This window comes from Sporosarcina koreensis (assembly GCF_001531445.1).
In the GTDB taxonomy this organism is placed as follows: Bacteria; Bacillota; Bacilli; order Bacillales_A; family Planococcaceae; genus Sporosarcina; species Sporosarcina koreensis_C.
This window is the reverse complement of the sequence record NZ_LQYA01000322.1, coordinates 1-243: the sequence shown is the minus strand read 5'-3', so window position 1 is coordinate 243 and position 243 is coordinate 1. Positions and strand designations below refer to the sequence as shown.

1 protein-coding gene is annotated in these 243 nt (G+C 32.9%); it reads right to left on the bottom strand.

Going from position 1 to position 243, the window contains the following annotated elements:
* Window positions 1–40: 40 nt before the first annotated feature.
* Window positions 41–243, bottom strand: a 203-nt coding sequence (locus AWV70_RS22255) for a protein rep (protein ID WP_153010098.1), incomplete at its 5' end; no start/stop codon positions are given.

The following is a 243-nucleotide window of genomic DNA, read 5'->3' as shown; positions in this document are numbered from 1 at the left end:
TCAGCTTTTCTACTAATCTTCAATTTTCATGACCCCTTTATCAATCATTTTTTATATAATAATTTTGCCTGTTCCAGTTCCACATTTCTGTGACTGTAAAGCCTTCATCTTCTTTTTCATCATCATTTTCTTCATTCACTTTTACCAAATCGCCATCTTCTGCATCATCTAAATTTAATTCTTTGTGTATTTCCTTCAACAATCCACCGTATGAAATCAGTCGTTTACGGAACAAACCCTCTT